The sequence below is a fragment of the uncultured Brachyspira sp. genome (assembly GCF_944390845.1).
GTDB lineage: Bacteria > Spirochaetota > Brachyspiria > Brachyspirales > Brachyspiraceae > Brachyspira > Brachyspira pulli.
Map to the genome: position 1 here is coordinate 1 of NZ_CALXRM010000030.1, position 21,520 is coordinate 21,520.

Annotated in this window: 15 protein-coding genes; 10 read left to right on the forward strand and 5 right to left on the reverse strand. The window is 29.1% G+C overall.

What is annotated here, in order from left to right:
* Positions 1-183: 183 nt before the first annotated feature.
* The 8 genes from Q0K52_RS07555 to Q0K52_RS07590 all read left to right on the forward strand — a co-directional run bounded on the left by Q0K52_RS07555 (position 184) and on the right by Q0K52_RS07590 (position 10,022).
* Positions 184-1,800, forward strand: a complete 1,617-nt coding sequence (locus Q0K52_RS07555; protein ID WP_297298107.1) for a peptide ABC transporter substrate-binding protein — start codon at positions 184-186, stop codon at positions 1,798-1,800.
* Between the two features lie 97 nt (positions 1,801-1,897).
* Positions 1,898-3,337: an aminoacyl-histidine dipeptidase gene (locus Q0K52_RS07560; protein WP_297298109.1), complete on the forward strand. Its 1,440-nt coding sequence runs from the start codon at positions 1,898-1,900 to the stop codon at positions 3,335-3,337.
* A 91-nt stretch (positions 3,338-3,428) separates the two neighbouring features.
* Entirely contained in the window at positions 3,429-5,363 is a 1,935-nt protein-coding gene (locus tag Q0K52_RS07565) for an OPT family oligopeptide transporter (RefSeq protein WP_297298112.1), read from the forward strand.
* Positions 5,364-5,619: 256 nt separating this feature from the next.
* Positions 5,620-6,033: a PqqD family peptide modification chaperone gene (locus Q0K52_RS07570; RefSeq protein ID WP_297298114.1), complete on the forward strand. Its 414-nt coding sequence runs from the start codon at positions 5,620-5,622 to the stop codon at positions 6,031-6,033.
* A 68-nt stretch (positions 6,034-6,101) separates the two neighbouring features.
* The gene (locus Q0K52_RS07575) at positions 6,102-7,019 is read left to right on the forward strand and encodes a PLP-dependent cysteine synthase family protein (protein WP_297298116.1); all 918 of its coding nucleotides are present in this window, start codon (positions 6,102-6,104) and stop codon (positions 7,017-7,019) included.
* 11 nt (positions 7,020-7,030) lie between these two features.
* Positions 7,031-7,744, forward strand: coding sequence for a serine O-acetyltransferase EpsC (gene epsC, locus Q0K52_RS07580; protein WP_297298118.1), 714 nt, complete (start codon positions 7,031-7,033; stop codon positions 7,742-7,744).
* Positions 7,745-7,959: 215 nt separating this feature from the next.
* Positions 7,960-8,982: a sugar kinase gene (locus tag Q0K52_RS07585; RefSeq protein ID WP_297298120.1), complete on the forward strand. Its 1,023-nt coding sequence runs from the start codon at positions 7,960-7,962 to the stop codon at positions 8,980-8,982.
* A gap of 83 nt (positions 8,983-9,065) precedes the next feature.
* Positions 9,066-10,022, forward strand: coding sequence for an ROK family protein (locus Q0K52_RS07590; protein WP_297298123.1), 957 nt, complete (start codon positions 9,066-9,068; stop codon positions 10,020-10,022).
* An 82-nt stretch (positions 10,023-10,104) separates the two neighbouring features.
* Here Q0K52_RS07590 and clpB read toward each other — a convergent pair whose 3' ends face one another.
* From clpB to Q0K52_RS07615, 5 genes are all read right to left on the reverse strand, one after another.
* Positions 10,105-12,684 carry an ATP-dependent chaperone ClpB gene (gene clpB, locus Q0K52_RS07595; RefSeq protein WP_297298125.1) on the reverse strand — a complete coding sequence of 860 codons (2,580 nt, stop codon included), beginning with the start codon at positions 12,682-12,684 and terminating at the stop codon, positions 10,105-10,107.
* 333 nt (positions 12,685-13,017) lie between these two features.
* Entirely contained in the window at positions 13,018-14,895 is a 1,878-nt protein-coding gene (locus Q0K52_RS07600; RefSeq protein WP_297298127.1) for a conjugal transfer protein TraB, read from the reverse strand.
* 13 nt (positions 14,896-14,908) lie between these two features.
* Positions 14,909-17,308, reverse strand: a complete 2,400-nt coding sequence (locus Q0K52_RS07605) for a penicillin-binding protein 1A (RefSeq protein WP_297298129.1) — start codon at positions 17,306-17,308, stop codon at positions 14,909-14,911.
* Between the two features lie 215 nt (positions 17,309-17,523).
* A complete protein-coding gene (locus Q0K52_RS07610) occupies positions 17,524-18,909 on the reverse strand; it encodes an META domain-containing protein (protein WP_297298131.1) in 1,386 nt (461 codons plus the stop codon).
* Between the two features lie 164 nt (positions 18,910-19,073).
* Positions 19,074-19,787, reverse strand: a complete 714-nt coding sequence (locus tag Q0K52_RS07615) for an META domain-containing protein (RefSeq protein WP_297298134.1) — start codon at positions 19,785-19,787, stop codon at positions 19,074-19,076.
* Positions 19,788-19,968: 181 nt separating this feature from the next.
* On the opposite strand from Q0K52_RS07615, the gene Q0K52_RS07620 reads away from it, so the two are divergent.
* The gene (locus tag Q0K52_RS07620; RefSeq protein WP_297298136.1) at positions 19,969-20,472 is read left to right on the forward strand and encodes a GNAT family N-acetyltransferase; all 504 of its coding nucleotides are present in this window, start codon (positions 19,969-19,971) and stop codon (positions 20,470-20,472) included.
* Positions 20,473-20,691: 219 nt separating this feature from the next.
* Positions 20,692-21,480: a flagellar type III secretion system pore protein FliP gene (gene fliP / locus Q0K52_RS07625; RefSeq protein WP_297298138.1), complete on the forward strand. Its 789-nt coding sequence runs from the start codon at positions 20,692-20,694 to the stop codon at positions 21,478-21,480.
* The last annotated feature ends 40 nt before the right edge of the window (positions 21,481-21,520 follow it).

Below are 21,520 nucleotides of genomic sequence, written 5' to 3' on the forward strand. Positions count from 1 at the left end.
CTGTTTCATAGGTATTCCTTTGGCTTTATTTCTAGCAATTTAAATTATAAGGAATACCTTCTTTTTTTAAACTAAAAATGTGCAATATCTATGGCTCTTAAACAAAATATATACAAAACTATTATTGACTATAGATATATATTGTGATAGAATAGAACAATTAATATTGTTGGGGAATTATTTATGATGAAATCTATAAAAATATTATTTTGTATATTTGTTTACATTTTTGTTATCTCATGCGGCGGATCAGCAAAATATGAAGAAGGTGTTTTAAGACTTAATGTAGGCCCAGAACCTCAAACCATAGACCCTACATTAAATTCGGCAATAGATGGAAGTATGTATATTATACATGCATTTGAAGGACTTGCCACAAAAGATAAAGAAGGAAAAATAGTTGGAGGTGTTGCTGAGAGCTGGGATATAAGCGAGAATGGAAGTAAATATGTGTTTCATATTAGAAGCAATGCTAAATGGTCAGATGGTAAGCCTGTAACAGCTAATGATTTTGTTTATAGCTGGAGAAGGGCAGTTGATCCAAAAACAGCAGCTAATTATAGTTACCAAATGGAGCCTTTAAAAAATGCTAAAAAAATAACAGCTGGTGAGATGTCAGTTGATTCATTAGGTGTAAAGGCAGTAGATGATAATACATTGGAAGTAACTTTAGAGGCACCTATACCATATTTTGATCAGCTTATGGCATATCCAGTATACTTCCCTTTAAGAGAAGATGTTATATCAGCTAATCCAGATACTTGGACTATGAATCCTGAAACTTATATAGGTAATGGCCCTTTCAAAATGACAGAGAGATCTATTGATGATAGAATAGTTATGGAAGTGAATACTAATTATTGGAATGTTTCTGCTATAGTTCCTAAGAAATTAATATTTGTATTAATGGACAATCCTACAGCAGTAGTAGCTGGTATTAAAGAAGGTTCTATATATTTTTCAGACAGAGTTCCTACTCAGGATATGGATGCCTTAAAAGAGGAAGGATTTTTACAAATAAAGCCTTATTTATCAGTTTATTATTATAGCTTGAACAATACTAATGAAATATTAAAAGATGTAAGAGTTCGTAAAGCATTAGCCTTAGCTATAGATAGAAATTATATAGTAGAGCAGGTTACAAGAGGCGGACAGATTCCAGCTGCTGCTTTAGTTCCTGGTTTAATATCAGATGTTACTGGAAGTTTTAGAACAAACGGCGGTGATTATTATAGTGTAAAACCAGAAGACTATACAAAAAATATAGAAGAAGCTAAAAAATTATTGGCAGAAGCAGGATATCCAGATGGACAAGGTTTTCCAGTATTAGATTTTAAAACAAATCCTGGAGAACATACTTCTATATTCGAAGCAGTTCAGCAGATGTGGAAAAATAATTTAGGAATAGACAGTACTATATCTAGTGAAGAATGGGCAGTATTTCAGCAAACACGTTTAGATAAATCTTATGTTGTTGCTAGAAATGCATGGGTAGGCGATTATGATGATCCTATGACATTTTTAGGTATGTTCTTAAGTCATAGTGCTCAAAATGTAGAAGGTTATAATAATCCTAAATATGATGCATTACTTGCAGAGGCTTCTTCTACAGGCGATAATAATATTAGAATGCCTATACTTCATAAGGCAGAAGATTTATTTATGTCAGAAATGCCTATTATACCTATTTACTTTTATACTTTGCCAGTACTTGTTAATCCTAATTTAAAAGATGTACAATTTGATACTTTGGGTAAGCATAAATTTTTCTATGCTTATTTAGAGAATAATGAAAAATAATTTATATATGTATTAAAACTAAAATGATGAATAATGTTCATTGTTTTAGTTTTTTATATATGTATTATTTTATAAATATTTTTAAGGAGTTTTTTGTATGGATTTAAGTAATTTTGATAATCTTGATTCTAAAGAAGTTTTTAGATGGTTTAGTGAAATGAGCAAAATACCTAGAGAATCTGGACATGAAAAAGAAATTAGTGATTTTTTAGTAAAATTTGCTAAAGACAGAAATTTAGAAGTTTATCAAGACAAAGAAAACAATGTAATTATCAAAAAGAAAGCTACAAGCGGATATGAAAATGTTAAACCTGTTATAATACAGGGACACATGGATATGGTTTGTGAAAAAACAAAAGAATCAAAACATGATTTCAGAAAAGATCCTATAGAATTAATAGTTGAAGGTGATATTTTAAGAGCTAATGATACTACTTTAGGCGGTGATGATGGAATTGCTGTTGCAATGGGACTTGCATTACTTGATTCTAAAGATATACCACATCCAGCATTAGAAATATTAGTTACAACTGCTGAAGAAACAGGTATGGACGGTGCTTCTGCTATTACTGGCGAACATTTAGACGGTAAAACTCTTATTAATATAGACGGAGAAGTTGAAGGCGTATTTTTAGTAAGCTGTGCAGGCGGACTTAACACTTTAGTTGATTTTGATATCAAAAAAGAAGCTAACAGTAATGAAGCATTAAAAATTGAAGTTTCAGGACTTAAAGGCGGACACTCTGGTATAGAAATTAATAATCAAAGAGCTAATGCTATTAAAGTATTAGGAAGAGTCTTATATGCAGTAAAAAATGATATTAATATTGCTTGTATAGAAGGCGGTGCTAAACATAATGCTATTGCTAAAAGTGCTGATGCTGTAATAGTTGCTAAAGATATTGATAAAGTAAAAACTGCTATTGAAGTAATTGCTAACAATATCAAAGCTGAATACAGAGTTGAAGATCCTGATATGAAAATAGCTGTTTCAAAAGCTGATGCAGTTAAGGAATGCTATACTAAAGAAGTAAGCAATAATGTTATAGACTTTATTATGCTTTCTCCAGATGGAGTACTTTATATGAGCAGAGATATAGAAGGCTTAGTTCAAACAAGTGCTAATAATGGAATTTTGAAAGAAGAAAATAATAAATTAACTTTCACTATATCTATACGTAGTTCTGTTTCAAGCTCTTCAAATGAAATAGCTTCAAGAGTAGAAATTGCTGCAGCAAGAACAAATGCTAATTGTAAAAGATCAAGCGAATATCCAGCTTGGGAATATGATGCTAATTCAAAAGTAAAAGATATAGCTCTTAATGCTTACAAAAAAATAACTGGAAAAGATGCTAAAATAGAAGCTATACATGCTGGTTTGGAATGTGGAATATTAAAGAAACCTTTACCAGATGTTGATATGATTAGTATGGGACCAGATATTTGGGACGTTCATACTCCAAAAGAACATTTAAGCATAGCTTCAGTTGATAGAATGTGGAAAGTTTTGAAAGAGCTAGTTATCAATATAAAATAATTAATTATGTAAAAAATTAGTGTTTGACAATATATTAAAAACACTTTGGTTATTTATGAAAAATACTATAAAATAATTTTAAGGAAATATTATGTCAGATTTAAACAAAGAGGCTAGAAAGTTATCTAAAGATGCCTATGGCGGTATAAAAGGTGAGGATTATGTTCCTTTTATTCCATCAACTGTTGTTATGCCGGAAATGACAGGTTATTCAATAATACTAGGTATTTTATTTGCTATACTTTTTGCTGCTGCTAATACATATTTAGGATTAAAAGTAGGATTAACAATATCAGCTGGTATACCAGGAGCTATACTTGCTACAGGTTTATTCAAAGCTTTCTTTAAAAGAAATAATATTCTTGAAGCGAATTTCACTGCTGCTTTAGCTGCTGTTGGTGAATCTATTGCCGGCGGTATTATATTTATACTTCCAGCTTTGCTTTTATTTGGAATGGGACTTTCTATGTTAACCGTTATCATTGTTACAATAGTTGGCGGTTTTATGGGCTGTTATTTTATTACACCTGTTAGAAAATATTTAATAGTAGAAGAACATGGTTCTTTGATTTATCCTGAAGCTATGGCTCAATCAGAAGTATTGGTTATAGGTAGTGAAGGCGGTAAAGGTTTTAAATATATGATAACAGGTATAGCAACAGGAATGTTATACAAATTATTTTCAGGCGGATTTGGTTTCTGGAAAGAAAGTGCTACTTATATAATTAAGCCTTATGAAAAAACTATGCTTGGTATAGATACATTAGCTTCTTTATTGGGTGTAGGTTTTATTATCGGTCTTGAAACTTCATCTCTTATGTTTGCAGGCGGTATAGTTGCTTGGCTTGGACTTATTCCATTAATTAAATATTTTGGTAACTTTATACCAGTAGCTGTTTTCCCTTCATCAGTTCCTATTGCTGAAATGTCTGCTCAAGAGGTTTGGGGAAGCTATATAAGATATATTGGTGCTGGTGCTGTTGCTATGGGTGGATTTATTTCTTTAGCTAAATCTATGCCTACAATTATTAGTTCTTTCCAAAAATCTTTATCAGGTATGGCTGGCGGAGATCATAATGCTGCTAAAAATACAGATAGAATAAATCAAGATGCCCCTATTATATGGCTTATTGCTGCTGCTATATTTGGATTTTTAGCTACTTGGCTTATACCAAGCATTGGCGGCGGAATAATAGGCGGTATATTAGCTGTAATATTCTGTTTCTTCTTTGCTGTTGTATCAGCTAGAATGGTTGGTGTAATTGGAGCAAGTAACAACCCTGTTTCTGGTATGACTATAGCTACACTTTTAATTGTTGCTACAGTATTTAAATTGACTGGAAATGTTGGTGATGAAGGAATAAGAATGTCTCTTTTAGTTTGCGGTATAGTTTGTGTATCTACTGCAGTTGCTGGCGGTGTTGCTCAATCATTAAAAGCTACATACATAATAGGCGGAACTCCTAAGAAAATACAATTAGGTATGTTTATAGCATTAGGTATTGCTTCTGTAGGTGCAGGTGCTACAGTTATACTTATGCAAAAAGCTTATGGTATAGGTTCCGATGCTGTTCCAGCTCCTCAAGCTACTTTGATGAAACTTATAGTTGAAGGTATAATGACTGCTCAGCTTCCTTGGACTCTAGTTATAATAGGTGCTGCTGTTGCTGTATTCTGTGCTATAGCTAAACTTCCTATACTTGCTGTTGCTTTAGGTCTATATTTACCTATTACTTTAAGTACTGCAATATTTATAGGCGGTATTGTTAGAAAACTTGTTGAAATGAAATTCAAAGACAATGAGGAAGAAAAAAGTGAAGCTACAGAAAAAGGTATATTGCTTGCTTCTGGTTTAGTTGCTGGTGATGCTATAGTTGGTATATTTATAGGTATAATGGCTGCTTTAAATATAGCTATTAACTTTGGTTCTAAAATTGTACCTCAAAGCAATTTAATAACTTTCATTATATTTGCTTTATTCTGTGCTTGGGTATACAAATATACAACTACTAAAGACAAAAAATAATTTATAGTATTTATAAATTTATAAAAGATCATAATGCTTTACTTAATTTAGTATTGCATTATGATTTTTTATATATTCTAAAAAATTAAGTTTTAAAAATTAACTATCTTTTATATAAATCATTATCAATTTTTCATATAATAAATATTTATAACTTAAAAAAAATTAATATATAATATATATTTGTAATATTGTTAATAGTAATTTTTTTATTTTTTGGTATAATATATCTATATTATTTGAGAGAGAAAATTATATGGGTAAAAAAAATGACAATATACTGGATAACTTTTTAAAAGAGAAAGATGAACATAATTTTGTACTTTATGTTCCGGAAATAATTCACACTAATTGGAAAATAAATGAAAAAGGCAGAGTATTGCTTATACTTGAAACAAATAATCCTATAACAAAAATTTCAGCTTGGCTTTTAAAAAAGAAAATTAATAAAGATATAGAATTTGATGAACTTTCCACTTCTGCATGGCTTAGTATAGATGGAGAGAGATGCATATTTGAAATAGCAAGACTTCAAAAGGCAAAAACAGATGATAGTTTTAAAGATGCTCTTATCAGACTTATACAATTTATGCATTATATAGCAAATAGAAGATGGATAAAATATAAAAAGGTAAAAAGTAAAGAAGAAGTTGATATTAGTAAACTTTAATTTTTATATATTGTTTTTATTAGAATATTAATATATATTGATACAATATTTTTTTAGGAGATTTATATATGTTATGTAATAGTATATTGGATTTGATAGGAAATACTCCAATTGTTAGATTAAAAAATATAGAATCTAAATTTGGTTTAAATAATAATATAGAATTATATGGAAAACTTGAAAGAAATAATCCAGCAGGTTCTATAAAAGATAGGGCTGTAAAACAGATTATATTAGATTTATTTAAAGACGGCAAATTAAAAGAAGGCTATACTATAATAGAGCCTACATCTGGTAATACTGGTATTGCCATGGCTGCTATTGGAAGATATTTAAAGCTTAATGTTATAATAGTGATGCCTTCTTCTATGTCTGAAGAAAGAAGAAAATTAATAAAAGATTATGGTGCAAAATTAGAATTAGTAGACGGCGGAATGGATGTGGCAGTTGAAAGAGCAAATCAATTAAATAAAAAAATACCTAATTCTGTAATACCAGGTCAATTTGTTAACGAATCAAATGTTATGGCACATTATTTAACTACTGCCCCAGAGATATTTAGAGATATTCCAGATCTTGCTTATATATTTGCAGGTATTGGTACAGGCGGAACAATAACAGGTATTGGACAGTATGTTATGGATAATAAAAGAAATACTAAAGTTATTGGTGTAGAACCAGAAGCTTCACCTCTTTTAACTAAAGGAAGATCAGGGCCTCATAAAATACAGGGGTTAGGTGCTAATTTTGTACCAGAAATTTTAGATTTAAAAGTTGTAGAAAAAATTGTAGATGTATCAAATGACAATGCTATAAATACTGCTAGAGAATTATGTTTCAATGAAGGTTTATATGTAGGTATATCTTCAGGAGCTAGTGTTTATGCTGCAATTGATTATTCAAAGCAATTAGATAATGATTCAAAAAATAAGATAAAAATGCTTTGTATTTTACCAGATACAGGTGAGAGATACTCTTGGAGTTAAGGACTTAATTTATGAAATTGAAAACTTTTAGTGAATTACCAAATCAAAAAGATATTAGGGAAATTGTAAAGCTTATTAGAGATTATGCATTTCCAAATTTTTTTAGAGAGACTCAAAACAGAGATATTGTTAAAAAAAGCATAGCTAAACTTTATATGAAAATAGTTAGTGATGACTCTGCTTTATTAGATTTTGTTGAACAGCTTGATGATATTACATTAAGTCTTGAAAAGGATTTAGAATTCTTTTATCAATCAGATCCTGCTTCTAAGTCTTATGATGAAATAGTTTTTACATATCCAGGATTTAGAGCTATTTTTCATTATAGAATAGCACATATATTTTATAATCAAAAAGAATATTTAATAGCAAGAACTATATCAGAATTTGCACATTCAAAAACTGGTATAGATATTCACCCTGGTGCAACTATAGGAGATTATTTCTTTATAGATCATGGTACAGGAATAGTTATAGGTGAAACTACTATTATTGGTCATCATGTAAAAATATATCAAGGTGTTACTTTGGGAGCTTTATCTTTAACTAATGGAAGAAGCCTAAAAGGACAAAAAAGACACCCTACAGTTTGCGATTATGTTACAATATATGCTAATGCTTCAATATTCGGAGGCAATACCACAATAGGTGAAAATGCTATTATTGGGGCAAATTGTATAGTTTTAGAATCTGTTGAAGAAAATAAGAAAATATCATTATCATAAATTTTTATTATTAATTTTTTTAGAGGAAGCAATATAGCTTCCTCTTTTTTTGTTCTTATTCTTATACTAAAAAATACTTTATAAATACTGTTTTTTATTTTTAATTTTTATTTAATTGTGCTAAATATAATTGCAATAATTATTAACATAATATATTATTATGTTAATAAAGTTATGTTAACAATATTCTTTTAAAGAAAGATAAAGGATTTTTTATGGCTTCAGTTATTACATTCGGTGAAATAATGTTAAGGCTTTCACCACCTTCAAATTTAAGATTTGTACAAACAGATTCTTTTGATGCAAGATTCGGTGGCGGAGAAGCTAATGTTTCTTTTGCATTATCAAATTTTGGTGTTGATACTTCATTTGTTACTAAACTTCCTAAAAATGATATAGGTCAAGCATGCATTAATGAATTAAGACGTTATGGTGTAGATGTATCTAATATAGTTTTAGGCGGAGATAGAATAGGTATATATTTCCTTGAAAAAGGAGCAAGTCAAAGAGGTTCTAAAGTAATATATGACAGAGCTAATTCTTCAATATCTCAATGCAGTAAAGAAGATTTTAATTGGGATAAAATTTTTAATGGTGCTAAATGGTTTCACCTTACTGGAATAACTCCCGCACTTGGTAAAAATGTTGCTGAAGTTTGTATAGAAGCTTGTAAGAAGGCTAAAGAAAAAAATTTAACTATTAGTTTGGATTTAAATTTTAGAAAGAAATTATGGACTTCAAAAGAGGCTAATGAAACTATGAGTAAATTAATGCCTTATGTTGATATATGTGTTGCTAATGAAGAAGATGCTGAAAAGGTATTTGGCATTAAAGCTAAAGACACTAATATTATAGAAGGAAAGTTATCTCATGAAGGATATAAAGATGTTGCTAGAGAAATAATTGATAGATTTAAAGTAAAAAAAGTAGGCATTACTTTAAGAGGTTCAATTTCAGCAAGCGAGAATTTATGGTCTTGTATGCTTTATAATGGAAGTGAATATTATTTCTCAAAAGAATATTTGATAAAAATAGTGGATAGAGTAGGCGGAGGAGATAGTTTTGCAGCAGGACTAATTTATTCTTTTTTGAATGGCAAAGATGACAGAGAAGCACTTGAATTTGCAACTGCCTCAAGCTGTTTAAAACATTCCATAGAAGGTGATTTTAATGTTGTAACTGTTGATGAAGTTATGACTGTGTATAATGGTGATGCTTCAGGACGTATTCAAAGATAATTTTTATTATTAATTTAATTTATTCTTGACAATTTGTATTATTGTACTAAAATAGTATAATAAATATAATTAGGAGTATAAAAATGAAAGATGTAGTTATAGCTATAGATATAGGCGGCACTTCTATGAAAGGTGCTGTTATAGAAGAAAATGGTAATATTTTATATAAGGATAATTTTGATGTTGATCCTAAACATACTACAGAGGAACATAAAAAAGTTATTGCCGGTTTTGTGGAAAAATTAAAAAGTAATATTCCTAATGATTATAAAGCTATAGGTTTAGGTATAGATTGTCCGGGAGTTATGAACAGAGAAACTCTTCACATGGGAGGAGCTGAAAATATACCAGGTCTTAAGGGATTAAAATTTTCTGATATAGGAGATAAATTCAATTTGCCAACAAAAACTGCCAACGATGCTAGTATGGCTGCTTTAGGCGAAGCAAAATATGGAAGCGGTAAAGAAAAAGCATATCAATCTGTAATGTTTGTTACACTTGGAACAGGTGTTGGAGGCGGATTTGTACTTAATGGACAATTATTTACTGGTTCTTTAGGCGGTGCCGGAGAAATCGGACATGTATTTGTAGTTCCTGATGGTGATAAATGTAACTGCGGTTCAAGCGGTTGTATTGAACGTTATGCTTCTGCTACTGGTTTTATTGCTATGGCTAAACAAAAGATTCATAAAGGTGTAATTCCTACTACATTAACTTATGAAGAATTAGATAAAGGTAAGGCTAAGGCTTTATTTGATGCAGCTAAAAAAGGCGATGCTCTTGCAAAAGAAACTATTGCAGAATGTTCTTATTATTTAGGTATGTCTATAGCACAGGCTTTAAATATGCTTGATTTAGATTTAGTTCTTATAGGCGGAGGTCTTTGTAAGGACTTTGATATGATGATAGAGCATATTAATAGAGGAGTAAGAAATTACGGCCTTAGAATGATGGTTAATAATGTTGAAATAAAACCTGCTTCTTTAGGTAATGATGCAGGTGTTTTAGGCTGTGCTGCTTTATTCTTTAGAAACAATTAATAATTTATTTAAAATAATTTAAGGCTTACTAATATACATTTATTAGTAAGCCTTTTATTTTTTATGAAATTAAATTAAAATATTATTTTTCAAAAACTAAACCATTTTCTGATTTAACAACTCTTATAGTATCACCTTCTAAATATTTGCCTGATAGCATTTCTTTAGCTAAAGGATTTTCTATATAAGTTTGTATAGCTCTTTTTAGAGGTCTTGCTCCAAACTGAGGATCATAACCAATATCAGCAATATAGTCTATTACTTCATTGCTTACATCTAAAGTTATTCTTCTGTCTTTAAGTCTGTTAGCAACTCTTGCTATTTGATTTCTTACTATCTCAGCAATGTATTTTTTGTCAAGTCTAGTAAATGTTATTATCTCATCTATTCTGTTTAAGAACTCTGGTCTAAATGACATTTTTAGTAATTCCTGAATCTTCTCTTTGATATCATTAGTATCATTAGCTTCAAGAATAAGATCAGAACCTAAATTACTTGTCATTATGATAATAGCATTTTTGAAATCTACTATTCTTCCTTGTCCGTCAGTAAGTCTTCCGTCATCTAATACCTGAAGTAAAACATTAAATACATCAGGGTGAGCTTTTTCTATCTCATCAAATAGTATAACAGAATAAGGTCTTCTTCTAACTGCTTCTGTTAATTGTCCTCCTTCATCATAACCTACATATCCTGGAGGGGCTCCTATAAGTCTAGTAACAGAGAATTTCTCCATATACTCACTCATATCTATTCTTGTTAAAGCATGCTCATCACTAAATAAGAAATCAGCAAGTGTTTTAGCAAGTTCTGTTTTACCAACCCCAGTAGGTCCTATAAACAAGAAACTTCCAAGAGGTTTATTTTCATCTGAAAGTCCAGCTCTGTTTCTTCTAATAGCATCAGCAACTGAAGTTATAGCCTCATCTTGTCCTACAACTCTCTTATGTAATACTTCTTCAAGCTGTAAGTATTTTTGTTTTTCACTAGCAAGCATTTTACTTACAGGTATTCCAGTCCATACAGATATTACTCTAGCTATATCATCTTCAGAAATCTCTTCTCTTAAAAGTCTTTTCTTATCAGAGTTTTTAGCCTCTTCCATAGCTTTAGTAGCTTCTTCTAATTTTTTCTGTAATTCTGGTATTTTACCATATTTTATTTCAGCAGCTTTTGCTAAATTTCCTTCTCTTGTATATTGAGTTTCTTTTATATTTAAAGCTTCAAGTTCTTCTTTTAATTTTCTTGTTTCTTCAATTCTTCCTTTTTCATTATCCCATTGAAGTTTCATAGCATTACGTTCTTCAGAAAGTTCAGATAATTCTTTTTCAAGTTTTTCTAATCTTTCTTTAGAAGCAGCATCATTTTCTTTTGAAAGAGCTTGTTTTTCTATATTAAGCTGTAAAATTTTTCTTTCAATTTTATCAAGTTCTGTAGGCTGACTGTCTATCTCTATTTTTAATTGGCTTGCAGCTTCATCTACTAAGTCAATAGCTTTATCAGGCAAGAATCTATTAGTTATATACCTGTTAGATAAAACAGCGGCAGCAACTAATGCATCATCTTTTATTCTAACACCATGATGAACTTCGTATTTATCTTTTAAACCTCTTAATATTGAAATAGTATCTTCAACGCTAGGTTCTTTACAATAAACTTGTTGGAATCTTCTTTCAAGTGCTTTATCTTTTTCAATATATTTTCTATATTCATCTAAAGTAGTTGCACCTATTGCCCTCAATTCACCTCTTGCCAATGCAGGTTTTAAGAGGTTAGATGCATCCATTGCACCTTCAGTGGCACCAGCTCCTACAAGAGTATGAAGCTCATCTATAAATAATATTATGTTACCTTCAGATTTTTCTATCTCTGTAATAACAGCTTTTAATCTCTCTTCAAACTCTCCTCTAAATTTAGCACCAGCTACTAATGCACCTAAATCCAAAGCTAATAATCTTTTGTTTTTAAGTCCGTCCGGTACATCTTGAGAAACTATTCTTCTTGCAAGTCCTTCAACAATAGCAGTCTTACCAACACCAGGCTCACCTATAAGTACAGGGTTGTTTTTTGTTCTTCTTGACAATACCTGCATAACACGTCTTATTTCTTCATCACGTCCTATAACAGGGTCAATTTTTTCAGCCTCTGCTAATGAAGTCAAATCGCGGCAATATTTATCTAGTGCCTGCATTTTAGCTTCTGGATCTTGGCTATTAACGCTTTGACCTTTTCTTAAGTCTTTTAATGCAGTTAAAACTTCTTTCTTACTTATTCCGCTTTTTCTAAGCATATCGCCTGCTTTGTTGTCTGCTTCAACAAGTGCTAAGAATATATGCTCTGTAGATACATATTGATCTTTCAAAGCATTTGCTTCTTTTTCTGCTTTTGCTAAAACTTTACCGGCATTAGTAGATAGATGTAACTGTACATTTTCACCTGTAACTTTTACGTTTTCATCAACTAATCTTTGAGTTTTATCTATTAATGTATTTATAGGTACGCCTATTCTTTCTACTAATGGCTGAATAAGTCCGTCCTCTTGTTTTAATAATGCTAAAAGTAAATGTTCGCTTTTTATTTCATTATGGTCTTCACCATTAGCTATATTAGCAGCTTCATTTACTGCCTCTTGGGCTTTTATTGTATATTTATTATAATCCATATTCTAATTAATTAACGGTTTAAAACCGCCTAACTCCTTTATAAATTAATTATTTAAGTTTTAATTAAATAATTTGGTTTCAGCATTTAATTGCTGTACACTATTATATATGCAAGAAATGTGCCAAATAAATAGCTTGAAATGTTTTGTTTTTATACATTTATTTTATGTATAGTTATTTTTGGTAATATTGTAAATATAATTATTGTATAAATTTTATATATGAAAAATTATATTATGTATAAAAATAATACTATAAATTTGTATTGTGTATCAATATAGCATATTAATACAACTTAATTTATTCTCTATACAATTCAAAAGTAATGAATTTTAAATTATATAATCGTCTGCTATCTTTCTTAGTCTTTTGTTGCCCAATACATGGAAATGTCTTAACTTTCTTAGAGTTTCGCTTGAAAATGTTGTGAGAGGTACATAAACTATTTCAACAGAATGTTGTTTGGCAAATTCTTTTAATATGCTTGACGGCGGAGTAGGAGCAACATAACCTAAATATTTATCAACTGAATATATTATTGCTGTATAAAGAAGTAAATCAGCATAATTTCTTACTATGCCTTCTTTTTTTAGCTTCGGATATATTCTCCATACATCATGCGGAGCTTGAGGAGGCATTAAGGATGCATAACCTCCAAAATAGCATTTAGATATTCCGGGGCCTACAAGAGTATTTCCCGGTTCTGTAGAGTATAATATTAAATCGCTGTCGTCATGAGCTTCACTATACCATACTATATTCCAATCATAATCTTCATCATGCTCATCATCGAATATTACAACCATGTGTCCTATATTTCCTTTTATTTTTGGAATCTCTTTGACATATATTTCATTTTTATAGTAATTTCTTATAGTTTCACGCATGTCAATTCCGTCTTTTATACTAACGGTAAAAGGTTCTATTTTTGCCTTGTCTTCTGTAAGCATATTTCTTATTTTATCTCTTAATATATTCATATGCTTTTCCATTAGTATATCTTCAGGTATATGGGAAAGTAAATTGGTTCTTTTATTCCAAACATCTTCCCATTCTCCCTCATACTTTTCACTAGGACGTGTTGTAACATGAACTTTTTTGAAAGATGTTCTCCATACATTATCATATTTATGGAGTTTGATTTTTTTATCTTTTAATAATCCTTCCATACCATTTGTGCTAGGATCTCTGTTTAATTTTATAGTAGGGTAGTTTTCATCTTCTTCAGTATAATGAGGATAGTATTCTAAACCTTCCATTACTTCTAATGCATAATCATTGTTTATCATGCATTTTGCTGCTGTGAGCATATCTATATAATCAGGTATTATATAATTATCTATTAAACATAAATTCCTTAAATACTTCATCATATTTTTCTGCTGAAGTAATGATATAGGAAGTTTATATCTCATCTTTGCTTCTTTGAAAATTGTTTCTATTATAGATATCTTGTCAAAATTTTCTAATTCTCCATTTCTGTATAATTCATACATATAAGTAGTGAATGGAAATTCTCCAAGCATTTTATTTAAAGATTCTTTATGTACATTATATATTTTAGGTTCTCCGTATTCATCTTCTTCATCGGAGTTGAAATCCTTTATTTCTTTTTTTAATTTTTCATCATCTAATTTTTTTAGAATAGAAACCATATTTTCCCAATGTGACATTCCTATAACTAAAAGTATTTTATTATATTTTTTAGATAATTCATGAAGATACTTAGACATAAATATTTCTCTTTCTTCATCAGTATCATCTTTATAAAAAATATAATTTTCTTTTATTTCATTATAGAATTTTTCAAGTCCAATACTTTTCATTACATGATCATCAGGCATAAGATAATGAGAATTTGAATTGATTGAAGTAATATCTTTATCAATAGGAAAAAAAGGTATTTCTTCATCAATAGCAAGTCTTACAGCCTCTATTATAGAATCGCATGGATCTATAGGAATATAAACAGCTTCGTCATTTATTTCTCTTATTATTAAACTTACAAAAGGAAGTCTGCTTACAGCTTCACGCAATGAATCTGCAAAATTTGCTGGGTGTTCTATTGCAACGATATCTGGTTTGAACTTTTCAAAAGCTTCTCTAACGGCAAGAGAAAAATATACTCTTGAATGTATAGACGGAATGGCTAATATATTTTTGTATCTTAGCACATTAGAGTTTATATCAACAATACTTTTTTTATCCATCTATATTTCCTAATTAATAATTAAGGAATGAGTCTATTATACTGTCAAGCTCATTTGAATCTTCCAAATAATGAGAACATACATCACAAGTTTCTGTAGGTATCTTATCTTTAATAAATAAATCTGTTTGGAATGAATAACAAGATGGGCCTGGAAGCTTACCGCTTATAGCACAAACCTGCATACTTACTACATTTTCTGGTCTGTCATACCAAGTAGGTTTAACATCTTTCAAAGCAGCAACCATATATTTACCCCAAATAGGAGCAGCAACTCTACCGCCAACCTGATTGTTTCCAAGAGAATATTTGAATGAGTCGAATCCTATCCATATACCAGTTGCAAGTTCCGGAGTATATCCTACAAACCAAGCATCTTTCCAGTCATTTGAAGTACCAGTTTTTCCGGCACCTTTTCTAGTAAATCCTGCTTCGTACATAGCACTTGTGGCAGTACCTCCTCTTAATACTCCTAATAATATATCACTTATTAGATAAGCGGCTTCTTTACTTATAACTTGTTTAGGACCGCCTCTTAATGTTACTTTTTTCTTTAAGTTTTGTTCAAAGTTATCCATTACTATTCCGTATCTGTCTGTAACATATCTTATAAGTATAGGATTAACTTCTTTTCCTTCATTAGCAAATTCAGCAAAACCAGTTGTAAGTTCTAATGGAGTGAATAATCCTGTTCCAAGACCTAATGTTAAATCAGGGTTAAACATTCTTTTTGATTTATCAGAATCTGGTTCAGCTTTGAATATTGGTTCTACATATCTTATAGCATTTGTAATACCAACATAATTGAGAACATTTACAGTAGCTATATTTAATGAAGCAGATAATGCATATCTTAAACTTACATCACCTTTGAAGTTTCCTGAATAGTTTTTAGGTATCCAAACTTCACCATCTTCACCTTCTTCCGGTACAAAACCAATAGGAGCATCGCTTACAATAGTTGATGGGCTATAGTTACTTACATCCATAGAAGCAGCATATACAAATGGTTTGAATGCACTTCCTGCTTGTCTTCTTGCCTGAGTTGCTCTGTTAAATTGGTTTCTTGCAGTAAATCCGGAACCTCCAACCATAGAAACAATATATCCGTTTCTAGGATCTATTGATACTAATGCACCTTCTATTTGTCTTGAAAGTTCTGCCTCATCAGCTTTCATTACTTCCATTGTTATGTCATTTACTTCTTCCATTCCGAATATATCTGACATTAATGCCAATGGTAAAGTTGTGTATTTATTTAAAGTATCTCTTACAGCAATATTAAATTTATTGTAAGCACTGTTTTCCGGTAAATTAAATAATATAGAAAGCATTTTTACTTTGTCTATAGTTTCTCTATTGTATATATTAACTATATCCATAGATCCGCCTTCATATTTATTGTTGTATTCTGTGAGTGCTTCTGTTAATAATTTTTGTGCGGCTTCTTGTTTTTCTATATCTATTGTAGTATATATTTTTAATCCGTCTTCTTTTAATGCTTTTTCGCCATATCTATTAACTAATTGTCTTCTTACATATTCTGTAACATAAGGTGCTCTGTCTATAGAAGCACTATAAGCAGTAGAACCTCTTCTTCCTATTTTTCCAGTATATGTTTCCCAGAATTCTTTATGTGCTTTATCAGCTTCATCTCTTGTAATGAATTTTAAATCAGCCATTCTGTTTAATACAACTTTATGTCTTGCTATTGATATATTAGGATTATTGATAGGGGAGTAAGCATTTGGTGCAGGAGGTAATGTAGCTAGCATTGCACATTCTGCTAAATCTAAATTTTGAACATCTTTATTAAAATAAAATCTGCTTGCAGCTTGTACTCCATAAACTGAGTGTCCGAAATATATTTGATTGAAATATAAAGTTACTATTTCTTCTTTTGTAAGCCTTTTTTCTATTTGGAAAGTAACCCATATCTCTTTTAATTTTCTCATTATGGTTCTTTCAGTTGATTTCAATACTATATTTCTTGCTACCTGCTGAGTTAATGTACTAGCTCCTCTTGCTCTCCTTCCTGTTAATATATTACCTATAGTGCCTCTGAATATACCAAATATATCTATTCCGAAGTGTTTCATAAAATTATTATCTTCCATAGATATTATAGCTTGTATTAATTGAGGAGGTAAATCTTTATATTCAACTAATGCTCTTTGTTCAGTAAAAAATTCTGATATTACTTCACCTTTGATATCATAAATTTTTGTAGGTATAGTAGGTTTGTATAATTCTACAGCCTGAACATCCGGCTGAATTACTATATCAGAAACTAAAATTGAAAGTACTACTGTTGTTGCTAAAAACATTATTGATATTAGTACTATATAAAATTTTTGAAATTGTTCTATATTTATTTTATTATAATTAGCCCAGATTTTTTTTAAAAGTTTCAATTTACTAATCCTAAATATATATTTTTTATCAGATATTATACAGATAATTATTCAATTAATCAACATGTTTTTTCTATAATATATATAAAAACACTCTATGAAATCGAGACTTCATAGAGTGAAAAAGTAATGGGTTTGTATATATATCTTAAGAGCGCAACAAATGACGTTTGTAGCTATACTATATATAACATAATTAAATAAAAACTGTAAAATTAATTTATCATATTAAATAATAATATTTTATCATCAGATGTTTTTATGCATAAAGTATTATCGTTATATGATATATAAACTGCTTTATTAAGAAGATCTAAATATTCATCTTCAGCTTTCATATCTGCTTCAGGTCCAGCCATTAATGTAGATATTCCAGTTTTACTCATTTTTATATTACCGTCTTGTATTTCAACAGGTATATTATAGTTATTAACTCCAGATTTTCCTACAAATGAATTATTGTTTATAGATAAAGTTATTTCTGTACCTTCAAACATATTTGATAATTTGAATTGTTTTCCAGCCAATGTTTTTGCATCGAAATAATCTTCTATGAATTTTAATATTGTAGAATCTTTAGTTATTATATATAATTCTTTACCTTTTAAGTACATGTATTTAGCATTTTCTATATATGATGAGAATGCTGCTTCAGCTTTCATATTTTCTTCAGGGCCAGCCATTTTAGTAGTAGCAAGCATATTAAATTTAACTTCATTTCCATTGATGTTGCTGTAAGAAGTTCTGTAATTATTAACTCCAGCAAAACCATTTACTTGATTATTTTCACCATAGAAAGACATAGTTATTTTTATATTAGGATATTGATATAAATTATGTAATATGAATGTTTTTCCTAGTAATTTGTTTTCAGAAATAGAATTATCTTTGAATATTAATTTTTCTCCGGATTTTGTTGTTATTTCTAAATTAGTAGCAGATAAAGATATATTAGAAGCTTCAGAAAGTAATTTTGAGAATTCTTGTTCAGCTTTCATATTCGCTTCAGGTCCAGCCATCATAGTAGAACCTAAAGCACCTATTACTATGTTATTTTCATTTGTTAAAGTATATCCGGCAAAATATCTATTAACACCAGAATATCCGTATATTTTATTTGTATCGAAAGTAAGAGTGATATTCATTTCAGGGTATTTATTTTCAAGCACAAATTCTCTTTGATATAGATCCTCTATTGTTAATGCTCTTTGTTTGAATACTAATTCTTTATTTTCTGATGTTTTTAAAGTTAATTCATCATTATTTACTGATACAGAATTAACTTTTCCTAAATCGCTTAAAAAAGCCTGTTCATTTTTCATATCCTCTTCATTTCCAGCCATTAAAGTAGCTCCTATATTTGTTCCTATAATTATTTGATTATTGCTTACAGAAAATGATGTGAAATATCTGTTAATACTAGCATTTCCATAAACGTTACTGTTTTCAAATCCAATAGTTATTTTTGGATTGCTTGTTAAATAATATTCTCTGCCATTTATGCTTTCAAAAATATTGTTTTGCTTTGACTCTTTTTGAGAGCAGGACAGTAAAAATATTGTAGTTGATAATAATAGTAATAATAATAGTGTTTTTTTCATGTTTTTTCCTTTTAATAAAAAATTAAAATATATATTTTTCTTTTTGTATAAATCTTACATAATATAACAATGGGCTTATGATTAAGGAAAATCACAAGCCCATCAATAATAGTGTTAGGAGTCTGATAATAATGAATAATTGCTATATCAAATAAAAATAAACATTAAAACTTCATCTTATAAATTAATTTTTCTTTATCTTTTGTTATTAAAATAAGTTCGTCATTTTCTAATGAAATTTTACGTATATTAGAAAATAATTCTATATACTTTCCATTAGCTTCTTTTTCAGTACTCTCCACATGTTTAATATTTTTTATAAATATTTTATCATCAGTTATTGTATAAGATGAAAAATATTTGTCTATATCATTATAACCATATATATAATTTTTGGTAAAACCAATAGTTATATTTAAATCATTAAATGCATTTTTTAGTATAAATTCTTTACCTTTTAAATAATTTGGTGATAACTCAGCTTGTTCTTTAAATATTAATTCTTTATTATCTTTAGTTTTTATTGTTAATATATCACCTTTTATATTTATATCTTCAGCATTAGCAAGAAGCTCAAAATATTCATTTTCATCTTTCATTAAATTATTTGGACCTTTCATTTTTGTAGCTTCGATATCTGAAATTTTTATTTTAGTATCTTCTATATCGAAAATAGCTTCATAAGTATTAATAGTAGATTTTCCACTTATTTTATTCCTATTAAACATTATGTTTATTGTGTTTTTGCCAAAATTATTTAATGTATATATTTTTCCGTCCAAAATTCTTTCAGTAATATCTATATTATTAATTAAATTCTGCTTAGAAAATAGGGTAGCAGAACATACTATAAATATTATAAATATCACTTTTTTCATTATTATATTAATATCCTTTCGGCATTTATTAACTATATATAACTAATATAACAATTATAGTGTAAAATGTATAATAAAAAAATATAAAAACTATGAAAAATAAATTGCAAAAAAGGAAAAATAAGTTATCATATTACAGTTTACATAATAAAATCCGATAATATATTTATAGGTGTTATCTATGAGTAATAATATAAGAGAAGCACATATAGAAGATGCTAAAAACGTTATAGATTACATTAAGAAAATGTCAGATGAAACAGATTTTTTAATGTCTGGTTCTGATGAAAGGCTTTTAGATGTAAAGAAAGAGGAGGAATTTTTACAAAATATACAGCATTTAAGGCTAGAAAAGATGTTTTTGTACGAAATTGACAAAAAAATCGTCGGTATATGCAGTATAAAAGGCTTAAATAAGAAAAGAGTAAAACATAGAGTTGATTTAGGTATAACAGTTTTAAAAGATTATTGGTCTAATGGCATAGGTACAAAATTACTTGAACATGCTATTAACTATTGCAGAGTAAATTCTATAGAAAAAATAGAATTAACTGTAAGGACTGATAATGAAAGGGCTTTAAAATTGTATAAAAAAGAAGGTTTTGAAGTAGAAGGAGAAATAAAGAAGTTCTTCTATATAAATGGAGTTTATTATAATTGTTATATTATGGGGCTTTTTGTTTGAAAAATATACTATAAATAAAATTTTTATATAGTGTATTGTTGCTGTAAATGTGATTTGGGTTTTATTATAAGATTTAAATTTTATTAATTGAGTGTAAATTAGTTAACATAATACTTGACTATTTTAGAATAATATGTTAACTTTAAGCAAGTTATAAAACATTATCGTTTTTGAAAGAAAAAAGATTAGGAAAAAAATTTATAAAGTTGGAGTTCTCAAATGCGAAAGTTTCTTATGGTGTTTTTGGTATTATGTTTACTTATGCCAGTTGTAGCTTACGCTCAAGATAATACCCAAATACCAATACCTACAATAGGGTTAAATGTTACTCAAGCTCAAACTCCTCAGCAAGTAAGTTTAGGACTTCAGATATTATTTCTTTTAACAATATTGTCGTTGTCTCCTTCTATTATAATAATGACAACAAGTTTTATAAGAGTTTCCATAGTATTAAGTTTTGTTCAAAGGGCATTATCTTTACAGGAAACCCCTCCAAGGGCATTAATAATGGGGTTGTCTTTGTTCTTGACCTTCTTCATAATGATGCCGACTCTATCGCAAGTTAATAATGAGGCACTTCAGCCATATTTGAATGGCAGTATAGGTGTCAATGAATTATATAGTAGAGGAATACAGCCTATAAGAATGTTTATGTTCAACTCTTTAAGAGGTGAAAATGGTATGAAAAGTTTGGATTTGTTCTTAAGTATAAGTAATACTGATATAAGACTTAGAGAAATTCAAACAGTAGAGGATTTAAATAGAATTCCTACTATAGTAGTTATACCGGCATTTATTATAAATGAACTTACTATAGCATTTAAAATGGGGATATATTTGTTTATACCATTTATTGTTATAGACTTGGTGGTTGCTTCAATACTTATGGCAATGGGTATGATAATGCTGCCGCCTATTATGATATCATTGCCGCTTAAAATAATTTTGTTTGTAGCGGTTGATGGTTGGAAACTTTTGATACTTCAAATAGTACAAAGTTTTCAATGATGTAATGATAATATAATAATGGATTTTTAGAGCTGCTTTA